This window comes from Mycobacterium sp. NGS67 (genome assembly GCF_059812185.1).
The window spans coordinates 69,553-80,275 of sequence record NZ_JCALCF010000026.1; the positions used below are offsets into that span (position 1 = coordinate 69,553).

Here is a 10,723-nt window from a genome sequence, read left to right on the forward strand (position 1 = left end):
GCTGAATTCGTTCCGCCCGGCTCCGCGGACGTCACGTTCCGCAGCGTGCCGCCGCGGCCCAAATTGCGGCCGCCACCAGTGCTTTTGCCGCCGGACCCCGGTGTTTCGGAAGCCCTTGTGCCGGGCCGCGGGTGTCGCGCCGGGTGCTACCTGCTGACCTCGACCTGCCCCGTCCGCGACGACGAGGTGACCTGCCCTGCCGCCGCACCGCGTTGCCGCGCCGTTACGGGTTGCGGGACGGGTGCATTCGCGACATGCCCGCACGCACCAGCTTTGTTATTTTTCGCCCATGCACGCGGCAGCCGACGGTATCGAGCGCCATCTCACCGTGCTGTGTTGTCGCTGACCCATCCCCGCGCGAGGTGTGGTGTCGGTCCAGAGGATTCGCCGCACCTTCCCGACATGAATCCCGAACTGGAAGGCCACCAATGTTTCCCGGCATCGGCAGCGTTTCCCGCTGGCGGCAGGTCGTCGGCCTCACGTTCGTCGCCGGCGTCGTCGTGGCCTGTGGTGGCGGTGCCAGCGACGCCGTGGACGGTGGCTCGATCGTCGAGGCGAACACCAGCATCACCCTGGTGGCCTACTCGGTGCCCGAACCCGGTTGGAGTGCGGTGATACCGGCGTTCAACGCCTCCGACGAAGGCCGGGGAGTGCAGGTCATCACTTCCTACGGCGCCTCCGGCGACCAGTCCCGGGGTGTCGTCGCGGGCAAGCCGGCCGACATCGTGAATTTCTCGGTGCAACCGGACATCACGCGGTTGGTGAAGGCCGGCAAAGTGGCCCCGGACTGGGACACCGAAGCCGGCAAAGGCATACCGTTCGGCTCGGTGGTGACCTTGGTGGTGCGCAGGGGCAACCCGAAGCACATCAGAGACTGGGACGACCTGCTGCGTCCGGGCGTGGAGGTCATCACCCCGAGCCCGATGAGTTCCGGCTCGGCGAAGTGGAATCTGCTTGCGCCCTACGCCGTCAAGAGCGGCGGGGGCCGCAACGCCCAAGCGGGCGTCGACTTCATCGGGAAGCTGGTGCGTGAACACGTCAGGCTCCGGCCCGGATCGGCACGGATCGCCACCGACGTGTTCATCGAGGGCAGCGGCGACGTGTTGATCAGCTACGAGAACGAGGCCATCGCGGCGGAACGGCAGGGACATCCGGTCGAGCACATCAACCCCGCGCAGACGTTCAAGATCGAGAACCCGGTGGCCGTGGTGACCAGCAGCCCGCGCGTGCAGGCCGCGACCATGTTCAAGAATTTCCAGTACACCGCAGTGGCGCAACGGTTGTGGGCCCAGGCCGGATTCCGGCCGGTCGATCCCGCGGTCGCCGCCGACTTCCGCGACCAGTTCCCGGTGCCGGTGAAGATGTGGACCGTCGCCGACCTGGGCGGCTGGGGCAGCGTCGATCCGCAACTGTTCGACCGGCACACCGGCCAGATCACCAAACTCTATCTGCAGGCCACCGGATGACCGCAGTCAGTCCCGACCCCGTCTCGCTCCAACTCAACCGGCCCGAGGACGACGCGCCGCCACCGACAGTCGCCATCCCGAAACCGCCCGGCGGCACGGCACTTCGCGTCGGTGTGGTGACGCTGTGGCTGTCGATCATCGTGCTGCTGCCGTTGGCGGCGATCGCCTGGCAGGCCGCCGGCGGCGGCTGGGAACGGTTCTGGCTGGCGGTCACCGCGCATGCCGCGCTGGAGTCGTTCAAGGTGACGCTGATCATCTCGGTAGTCGTGACCGTCGTCGACGTGGTGTTCGGTGTGCTGATCGCCTGGATGCTGGTGCGTGACGACTTCGCGTGGAAAGGCTTCCTGGACGCCATCATTGACCTGCCGTTCGCGCTGCCGACCATCGTCACCAGCCTGGTGATGCTGGCGTTGTACGGTCCCAGCAGCCCGGTGGGCCTGCACCTGCAACACACCCCGCCGGGCGTGGCGATGGCGCTGGCGTTCGTGACGTTCCCGTTCGTGGTGCGTGCCGTGCAACCGGTGCTGCGCGAAGTCGACCGGGAGGTCGAAGAGGCCGCGGCGTCGTTGGGGGCCAGCGGCCGAAGGGTTTTCACGACGATCGTGTTGCCGTCGCTGCTGCCTGCCGTGTTGTCCGGCGGGGGACTGGCATTCGCGCGGTGCATCGGCGAGTTCGGTTCGGTGGTGACCATCGGCGGCGCCGTCCCAGGTAAGACCGAGGTGTCGTCGCAGTGGATACGCTCGCTGATCGAGAATGACGACCGCACCTCCGCGGCCGCGATTTCGATTGTGTTGCTGACGATTTCGTTCATAGCGTTGATGGGTCTGCGGTGGATCAGCGGACGGGTGTCCAAGCGTCATCAGGACTCCGCGTGAAGACGTCGAACTGGGTTCGTCACCTGATCCGCTACGTCGCGTCGGGCTACATCGTGGTGATGCTCGTTGTGCCGGTGTCGTTGATCCTGTACCGCACCTTCCGGCCCGGCTTCCACCAGTTCTATGCCTGGATCACCACCCCGGCGGCGATCTCGGCTCTGCAGTTGACGCTGCTGGTGCTGGCGATCGTGGTGCCGCTTAACGTGATTTTCGGGGTGCCGACGGCAATCCTGTTGGCGCGCGACCGTTTCCGCGGTAAGAGTGTGGTGCAGTCGGTCATCGACCTTCCGTTCGCGGTCTCGCCGATCATCGTGGGCGTGGCCATCATCTCGGCCTGGGGATCGGCCGGGGCGCTGGGCTTCATCGAACGAGACTTCGGGATCAAAGTCGTCTTCAGCGTTCCCGGCATCGTGCTGGCGACGATCTTCGTGACGCTGCCGTTCATCGTGCGCGAGGTCCAGTTGGTGCTCAGCGAGTTGGGCACCGAACAGGAGCAGGCGGCCGCGACCCTGGGTTCGAGTTGGTGGCAGACATTTTGGCGGATCACCCTGCCCTCCATCCGGTGGGGTCTGACCTACGGGGTGGTGCTGACCACCGCCCGGGTGCTCGGCGAATTCGGCGGCGTGGTGATGGTGTCGTCCAATCTGCCGGGCAGCACGCAGACCCTCACGCTGCTGGTCAACGACCGTTACAACCGCGGGCATGTCTACGGCGCCTACGCGTTGTCGTCGCTGATGCTGTCGGTGGCGATCATCTTCCTGATCGTCAAGGGGATCATGCTGCTGCGTCGGAAACGGGCCAACCAGTTAGCCTGAGCCGCTATGGGCAGGCAACACGTGGTGGTGGTCGGCGGCGGTCTCGCGGGATTGGCGACCACGGTGTGGCTGGCCGAACTCGGCTACGCGGTCACCCTGTTGGAGAGCAATGGCTCGCTGGGCGGTCGCACCATCGGACTGACCTCGGGCCGCGGGGATGCGATCGAGAACGGCCAGCACGTGCTGGCGGGCTCGTATGACTGCGTCTTCCGCTACCTGGATTCCGTCGGTACCCGGCACCTCCTGGAATTCCCCGACGAGTTCGGGGTGCGGTATCCGGGCGGGCACGTCGAGACGTTCGGTCTGCGGCCGCGCAATGCGCGCCACATGTTCCTCGGCAGGGTCCGGGGTCTGGGGATCCCCACCCTGCTGCGCACCGCCCCGGCCTGGGCCCGGTTGGTGCGCGACGTCGTCCGGTTCGACGACACCCTGGACGACATCACCGTCGACGAGTGGCTCGACCGCCTCGGCTTCCCGACCGCGGTACGCCGAATCGTCCTCAATTCCATGGTGATCGGCCTGCTCAACGAACTGCCCCGGCTCGCGTCGGCGCACGCATTCGCGGCCTTGCTTCGCACCGGCGCCGACCGGGTGCGCCGCGGCGGGCGCGGGGCGGCGCGCATCGGCTACCCGACCGTCGACCTGGACACGCTGTACCTCGAGGGCGCACGGCGGGTCATGACCGAACGCGGGGTGGATGTGCGGTTGCGTACCCGGGCGGCGTCGGTCGTGGTGAGCGACGGCCGCGCCTGCGGTGTCCGACTGGCCGACGGCAACACAGTCGATGCCGATGCGGTAGTCCTGGCGGTCCCGTCGTGGAACCTGCGCGCGCTGCTGGACGACGTGCCGGGCTCCGAGGACGCCCGGCTGGCGGCCAAACAGCTCGAGCCGATCCCGATCATGAACGCCTACGTGTTGCTCGACCGTCCGTTGCGGACCGTCGCGCCGTGGGAGTCGTTGCTGGACAGCGACATCGGTTGGGTCTTCGACCGCGACCGCATGCACGGTCCGCGTGCAGACGGCAACCATCTGTACGCGTTGACCACCTGCGCGGCCTACGATCTGATGCCGCTGAAGAATCGGGAGGTCGCCGACCGGCTCGTCGACGCCCTGCGCGCCAGTTATCCCGCCGCCCGCGACGCCAAGGTGCTCGACGTCACCGTGGTGCCTTGGCCCAAGGCCACCTTCTCCTCGCGGGTCGGCATGTCCACGATCCGGCCGGGCAACCGCACGGCCCTGCCCAACCTCGCGCTGGCGGGTGACTGGACTCACAACGACTGGCCGACCACGATGGAAGGCGCGGCCCAGAGTGCTTCCCGCGCAGTCGATCTCATTCACCAGGCGCTGACGGCTGGGAGTTGAGCGTAACCGGGCCGCGGCGGTGTGACATTCTGGCCTGATGGCACAACTGCTGGGACGACGGGTCGCCATCACCGGTGGAGCGCAAGGCATCGGCCGCGCGATCGGTGAGGCGTTGCTCGCTGCCGGCGCCAAGGTGGCGCTCGGCGACGTGCAGGAAGCAGTCGTCAAGCAGACGGCGACCGAATTGGGCGCCGCGGCAACGGGTTACCCCCTCGACGTGATGGACGAGGCGAGCTTCGAAACGTTTCTGGATCAGGCGAGCCAGGACCTGGGCGGGCTCGACGTGTTGGTCAACAACGCGGGCATCATGCCGATCGGACCGTTCCTGGAGGAAAGCGCGGGCGTCACCCGGCGCACCATCGAGATCGACGTCCTGGGTGTCATGACCGGAACCCGGCTGGCGGGTGCCCGTTTCGCCCAGCGCGGTTCGGGACACATCGTCAACATTGCGTCGGTGATGGGCACGCTGGCGTCGCCGAATGCGGCCACCTACTGCGCCGCCAAGTATGCGGTGGTCGGATTCAGCGAGGCGCTGCGCCAGGAGTGGCGCGGCAGCGGGGTCAGGATCTCGGCGATCTGTCCCGGTTTCGTGCGCACCGAGCTGATCGCGGGAATGTCCGCGCCCGGCCCGCTGGAACGGTTCCTCGTCGTCGATCCCGAGGACGTCGCGACCGCCGTCGTCGCCGAACTCGGCAAGGGCACGTCGCGGACGGTGTTCGTCCCCAAGCTGGTCGGTCTGGTCTCGCGCGGAACCGCCTCGCTGCCCACCGCCGTCGTCGACACGGCGTTCCGGCTGTCCGGCGGCAACAAGGTCACCTCCCAACTGGATCGCGAGAAGCGCGCCGCCTATCAAGCCAAGGTCGAAGGCCGAGGGAATCAGGAGCAGGCATGAGCCGTATCGAATTGACCGGACTGCGCGGTGTGCCCGAGACCGCGCTGAGCGAGGCGCTGGTGGCAACCCTGCCCGGCAACGAGGCTCCCGCGCCGTGGGAATGTCATTGCTCGGCGTTGCTGTGGGTGGGTCGCGGCGGTCGCGCCGCGCGCGCGGCCCTGCCGCCTGGGTTGGCCGGCAGTCCCGCGCTGGCCACGGTGGGCGCGTTCGTCCGCTACACCGACACCCCGGTCGGCGCCTACGACGAGGTGCTCGGCATGGTCGCCTCCCGCACCGGCCTGCGGCCGTGGGGAAATGTGGCATTCATGTCGGTGGATTCCCAGAGCAGCCTGGTCGGCGGCCGCACCAACTGGGCGATGCCCAAGACGCTGGCGCGCTTCACCGGCGAGCTGGCCGACGGCCACCTGATCACCGGCCAGAGCAGCGACGACCCTTCCTGGTCGGTCAGTGCGAAGCCGCGGGTCAAGGGGCCGGGGATACCGCTGAAGCTCAAGACCACCGCGCGCCAGCAGTTCGCCGACGGGCGGGTGGGGGATTCGGAACTGGTCTTCGCCGGCCGGGTTCGGCCCGCCCTGGTGACCGTCGGCGTCTCCTCGTCCGGACCGCTGCCGACCTGGCTGCGTCCCGGGTTGCACGTGGGCATCTACATCGACAAGGCCACCTTCACGCTGAGCCAGCCCCAGTTTTCCAGCTAGCCCCTTCCGCCGCGAGCAGACAGAGAATCGCACTGATTCGTCGCCAGGCGTGCGATTCTGCGTCTGCTCGCGCCACCGGCTAATCGCCACGGCTAAGCGCCGACGGGCTAATCGACCTCGCCGTACTCGTCGAACCAGTGCGCGAGTTTGCCGCGCCGGCTGACCGCGCGCAGCCGCGCCTCGGCCGCCGCCCGGGTCTTGCTGGTGGTCACGATCAGCAGTTCGTCGCCGGCCGCGATGCGGGTGTCGGGTTCCGGCACGAAGGTGTGGCCGTTGCGGATGATCAGCGTGATCACCGCCGGGTCGGGCAGGCGTAGTTCCAGAATGGTGACGTTGTGCAGGCGCGACGGCCGTTGCACCGTCATCGTCAGCAGTTCGGCGTCGAGCATGTCCAGCGGTGCGGCCTCGACTTGAATCTCGCGCGTCGCCTCGCGGGATATCAGGCCCAAGATCCGGGCAATCGGACGCAGACTCGGGCCCTGAATCAAGGTGAACACCACGACCAGGATGAACACGACGTTGAGCAGCCGCTGACTGCCCGCCACACCGGCCACGATCGGGAACGTCGCCAACACGATCGGGACGGCGCCGCGCAGCCCGGCCCAGGACAGGAAGACCTGATCCCGCCAGGGAATCCGGAACCAGACCAGCGAACCCACCACCGACATCGGCCGCGCCACCAGCAGCAGCACCGATCCCACGACGATCGCCGGCACCACGTCCCTGGGCAGTTCGCTTGGGTCTACCAGCAGTCCGAGCAGCACGAACAGCCCAATCTGGGCCAGCCAGCCCACCCCTTCGGCGAAGGAACGGGTCGCCGAACGGTGCGGTAGTCCGGAGTTCGCCAACACCACCGCGGCCAGATACGCGGCGATGAACCCGCTGGCGTGGGCGTCGCCGGCGGCGGCGAAGGCGACCAGTCCCAGCCCGAAGGTGGCGATCGGGTACAGCCCCGAGGCAGGCAACGCGATGCGACGCAACCCGAGCGCACCCAGATAACCGACGATCAGCCCGATCGCCGATCCGCCCAGCAGTTCGTAGATCAGGTGGGTGGCCGCGCCCTCGGGGTGGAACACAAAAGGCACCACGCTGAACATCAGGACGAGGATCACACCCGGCGCGTCGTTGAACCCCGACTCGGCCTCGAGCAGGCCGGCAAGTCGCCGCGGCAGCGGCAGCACCCGCAGCACCGAGAACACCGCCGCGGCGTCGGTGGACGACACGATGGCGCCCAGCAGCAACGCAAGCTGCCAGCCGATGTCCAGCAGCAGGTGAGCACCTACCGCGGTCACCAGCGTGCTGATCACCACACCGAGGGTGGCCAACGTGGCCGCGGGTGCCAGCACCTTGCGGATGTCACCGAACTTGGTGGTCAGACCGCCTTCCACCAGGATCACCGCCAGCGCCGCGGTGCCCACGTTGCGCGCCAGCACGACGTTGTCGAACTGCAGTCCGAGGCCGTCCTCGCCGATCGCGACGCCGACCAGCAGGTACAGCAGCAGGCTGGGAAACCCCACCACGGTCGCCACCCGGGTACCGACGATGCTGGCCAGCAGCACCAGGCCACCAAGCGACAAAGTCAGGTACAGCTGTTCCAGGCTCATTCTTTCCCGTTCATCACGACCGCCGCTTACCGCGGTTGGTACGACGAGGGTGCCGATGCGGCGCCTGTCAGTAAATCAGTCCGGGCCGGTTCGTCGCTCGCCCCACAGTGGGAAGTGCCCGAGCTCTCGGCATACGCAAAGATGATTGTGTGACGACACGTAAGTTGCGGATCGGGATTGCCGGGGCCGGCAATGTCGGGCGCTCGGTCGCACATGAGTTGCTCGAGGGCGGACACAAGGTGTTGCTGATCGAACGGCAACGCCGCAATTTCGAGCCGCACAAGGTTCCCGGCGCGGACTGGCTGTACGCCGACGCGTGCGAGATGTCGTCTCTGGAAGAGGCCGGGGTCCAGACCTGCGACGTGGTGATCGCCGCGACCGGCGATGACAAGGCCAACCTGGTGGTGGGTCTGCTGGCCAAGTCTGAGTTCGGGGTGCCCAGGGTGGTGGCTCGGATCAACGACGTCCGCAACGAATGGCTGTTCGGCCAGGCGTGGGGGATCGACGTCGCGGTCTCGACGCCGGGCGCCATGGTCGCCGGTATCGAGGGCGCCATCGACGTCGGCCACCTGGTGCGGTTGATGGGATTGCGCGAGGGCCGGACCGCCCTGACCAAGTTGACGCTGCCCGCCGACAACCCGACCGTGGGCGAGCGCGTTGACGATTTGGATCTGCCGCACAACACCGCGCTGGTCACCATGGTCCGCGGTGACAAGGTCATCGCGCCCGGGCCGGACGATGTGCTCGAGGCCGGCGACGAACTGCTGTTCATCGCCGACAACGCCCGCGAACGTGCGTTGTGGGCCGCGGTCAACAGAATCAAGCCCTCACCCCGGATGCCGATGCGCCACGACGCGTGGTGAGCTGATCGGATGTCGGTTGCGCTACTCCGCGAAATGTTCGAGCGGATGGTGGTCGCCAAGAACGGTGAGCTGATCGAGCGGTACTACCACCCCGAATTCGTGATGTTCTCGGACGGCCTGACGCAGGACTTCACCGAGTTCCGGGACAGCCACCGCACGCTGTATCGGACCGACATCAGTTACGCCGTCGAGTACGACGAGCAGGCCTGGGTGGAGGCCCACGAAGCGGAGGGGACCAAGGTGGCCGGTCGGGTGTGGATCACGACGTCGCGCCCCGGGGAAGCGCCCACCCGGATCGAGGTCGTGCTCATCGCCGCCTACCGCGACGGTCGCCTGCACCGGGTCTGGGAGACCACCTGGCCCAGCTGGCGCGACGTCGCGGCACTGGAAGGGTACTGAGCATTTGACGGACGCAGAGCCCATCGCGATTCGCCGGTTGCTCGACGAGATCGGCCTGGCCTCGATCTTCGACGTGCACACCCATTTCATGCCGAAGCGGGTACTCGACAAGGTGTGGGCCTATTTCGACCGGGCCGGTCCGCTGGTCGGCCGGCCGTGGCCGGTCGCCTACCGGCTCGACGAACAGGCGCGGGTGGCGATGCTGCGGGAGTTCGGCGTGTCCACCTTCACGTCGCTGGTGTATCCGCACAAGCCGGACATGGCCGAGTGGCTCAATGCCTGGTCGGCCGAATTCGCTTCTGAGACAAACGATTGCCTGCACACGGCAACGTTCTATCCGGAACCGGCGGCTGCGGCGTACGTGACCCGCGCCATCGCCGACGGGGCCCGGCTGTTCAAGGCGCACGTGCAGGTCGGTGATTATTCGCCGACGGACCCGATGCTGGAACCGGTCTGGGCGGCGTTGGAGCAAGCCGGTGTGCCCACCGTCATCCATGCCGGATCCGGCCCGGCGCCAGGCACTTTCACCGGACCGCGGCCGGTGGCCGAGGTGCTGGCCCGCCACCCGTCGCTGAAGTTGATCGTCGCCCACATGGGCATGCCCGAATACCGCGAATTTTTGAACCTGGCCCGGCAATATCGCGGTGTCTATCTCGATACGACGATGGTGTTCACCGACTTCACCGAGCAGCTGCATCCTTTCCCGCGCGGGGACCTGCCGCTGCTGGAAGAGCTGGGCGACAAGGTGCTGTTCGGCAGCGACTACCCGAACATCCCTTACCCCTACCACCACGCCGTCGACTCGGTCGTCCGGCTGGGACTGGGTGACCGTTGGTGCCGAAACGTGCTGTATCAAAACGCATCTGAGCTTTTCGCTTGAGTCAGCCCAGCCGGCGCATCAATTCGGCGGCCGCGTGCCGTCCGCTCTGCAGCGCTCCGTGCACGGTGCCGGGATTGTCCACGCCGACGGCTTCACTTGCCAGGTAGAGCCGGTCGCTGACGGGTTCCTGCAGTCGGCGCCGGTCGTCGAGCCCGGAGCCGGGGGCGTGGTAGGAGTAGGACCCCAGCGCGTAGGGATCGCGGGTCCAGGCCGAAGAGCGCACCTCGGTGACGTCGGTACCGAACAGTGCGCGCACCACGGTCGACGCCCCGGCCAGCAGGTCGGCGGGTGCGGCTGGTCGGGATCGGCGGCGTACTCGTCGGCGATTTCGGTGGTCAGGTAGTAGGTCAGCGCGGCGCGCTGCGGGCGGGAGAGTCCGCCGGCCGCGGCGTCGACGGCCGCGCCGAGGCTGCCACCGTCGACGTCGTCGCGGGCGTCGGCCACCAGGGAACGCCACGTCTTGGCGTCGTAGGCCATCGGCTGCAGACGGGGATCGATCGCCAACTTCACCGGGCGGTCGTAGTCGGTCGGGACGACCTCGGCGTGGACCTGGCGGGCCAGTTCGAGCAGCGGATTGTTCGTCGTCCCGTGGATCCAGGAGGCGCCGGTCTCCAGCGGCACACCCCAGTCGCGGTTGGTGTCGACCCGTCCGCCGATCCGGTGGCGGGCCTCGATCACCCGCACCGGCCAGCCCGCGTCCTGCAGGCTGCGCGCCGCGGCCAGTCCGGCCATCCCGGCCCCGACGACCAGCACCTTTTGGCGGTCCTGGGGCGCGTGGGTCTGCCGCGACGACGGACCCGGTGCGCAGCCCGCCGACACCCCGGCTGCCAGCGCCGTTGCCGCCAGAAACCCCCGACTTGACCGAAGCTTTC

11 protein-coding genes and 1 pseudogene are annotated in these 10,723 nt (G+C 67.8%); 9 read left to right on the forward strand and 3 right to left on the reverse strand.

Annotated features, from left to right (window positions below; all coding sequences use genetic code 11):
* Positions 1-428: 428 nt before the first annotated feature.
* Genes AC5Y4D_RS21220 through AC5Y4D_RS21245 form a run of 6 tightly spaced genes read left to right on the forward strand, consistent with a single transcriptional unit; the run spans position 429 to position 6,105 of the window.
* Positions 429-1,466 carry an extracellular solute-binding protein gene (locus tag AC5Y4D_RS21220; RefSeq protein ID WP_500038153.1) on the forward strand — a complete coding sequence of 346 codons (1,038 nt, stop codon included), beginning with the start codon at positions 429-431 and terminating at the stop codon, positions 1,464-1,466.
* Positions 1,463-2,341, forward strand: a complete 879-nt coding sequence (cysT, locus tag AC5Y4D_RS21225) for a sulfate ABC transporter permease subunit CysT (protein WP_500038154.1) — start codon at positions 1,463-1,465, stop codon at positions 2,339-2,341. The genes AC5Y4D_RS21220 and cysT overlap by 4 nt, the downstream gene beginning before the upstream one ends.
* Positions 2,338-3,156 carry a sulfate ABC transporter permease subunit CysW gene (gene cysW / locus AC5Y4D_RS21230; protein ID WP_500038155.1) on the forward strand — a complete coding sequence of 273 codons (819 nt, stop codon included), beginning with the start codon at positions 2,338-2,340 and terminating at the stop codon, positions 3,154-3,156. The genes cysT and cysW overlap by 4 nt, the downstream gene beginning before the upstream one ends.
* Before the next feature lie 6 nt (positions 3,157-3,162).
* Positions 3,163-4,518 carry a hydroxysqualene dehydroxylase HpnE gene (gene hpnE / locus AC5Y4D_RS21235; protein ID WP_500038156.1) on the forward strand — a complete coding sequence of 452 codons (1,356 nt, stop codon included), beginning with the start codon at positions 3,163-3,165 and terminating at the stop codon, positions 4,516-4,518.
* Between the two features lie 37 nt (positions 4,519-4,555).
* Positions 4,556-5,410, forward strand: coding sequence for an SDR family oxidoreductase (locus AC5Y4D_RS21240; protein WP_500038157.1), 855 nt, complete (start codon positions 4,556-4,558; stop codon positions 5,408-5,410).
* Positions 5,407-6,105, forward strand: a complete 699-nt coding sequence (locus AC5Y4D_RS21245) for an acetoacetate decarboxylase family protein (RefSeq protein ID WP_500038158.1) — start codon at positions 5,407-5,409, stop codon at positions 6,103-6,105. The genes AC5Y4D_RS21240 and AC5Y4D_RS21245 overlap by 4 nt, the downstream gene beginning before the upstream one ends.
* Positions 6,106-6,212: 107 nt before the next feature.
* Here AC5Y4D_RS21245 and AC5Y4D_RS21250 read toward each other — a convergent pair whose 3' ends face one another.
* On the reverse strand, positions 6,213-7,709 hold the full coding sequence (locus tag AC5Y4D_RS21250; RefSeq protein ID WP_499946655.1) for a potassium/proton antiporter: 1,497 nt from the start codon (positions 7,707-7,709) through the stop codon (positions 6,213-6,215).
* A gap of 164 nt (positions 7,710-7,873) precedes the next feature.
* Between AC5Y4D_RS21250 and AC5Y4D_RS21255 the strand changes: the two genes are divergently transcribed.
* From AC5Y4D_RS21255 to AC5Y4D_RS21265, 3 genes are read left to right on the forward strand one after another with little or no spacing between them, the layout of a single operon-like run.
* On the forward strand, positions 7,874-8,572 hold the full coding sequence (locus AC5Y4D_RS21255; RefSeq protein ID WP_499946684.1) for a potassium channel family protein: 699 nt from the start codon (positions 7,874-7,876) through the stop codon (positions 8,570-8,572).
* A gap of 9 nt (positions 8,573-8,581) precedes the next feature.
* Positions 8,582-8,971, forward strand: a complete 390-nt coding sequence (locus tag AC5Y4D_RS21260) for a nuclear transport factor 2 family protein (protein ID WP_499946654.1) — start codon at positions 8,582-8,584, stop codon at positions 8,969-8,971.
* Between the two features lie 4 nt (positions 8,972-8,975).
* Complete coding sequence (locus AC5Y4D_RS21265) at positions 8,976-9,851, forward strand: amidohydrolase family protein (protein ID WP_499946653.1); 876 nt, start codon at positions 8,976-8,978, stop codon at positions 9,849-9,851.
* A gap of 1 nt (position 9,852) precedes the next feature.
* Here the strand turns inward: AC5Y4D_RS21265 and AC5Y4D_RS21270 are convergent, their stop codons facing one another.
* Together AC5Y4D_RS21270 and AC5Y4D_RS21275 are read right to left on the reverse strand one after the other, a co-directional pair.
* Positions 9,853-10,308, reverse strand: coding sequence for an FAD-dependent oxidoreductase (locus tag AC5Y4D_RS21270; RefSeq protein WP_500038164.1), 456 nt, complete (start codon positions 10,306-10,308; stop codon positions 9,853-9,855).
* Between the two features lie 128 nt (positions 10,309-10,436).
* Positions 10,437-10,583 (reverse strand): annotated as a pseudogene (locus AC5Y4D_RS21275) (FAD-dependent oxidoreductase); the annotation flags it as partial.
* Positions 10,584-10,723 lie beyond the last annotated feature (140 nt).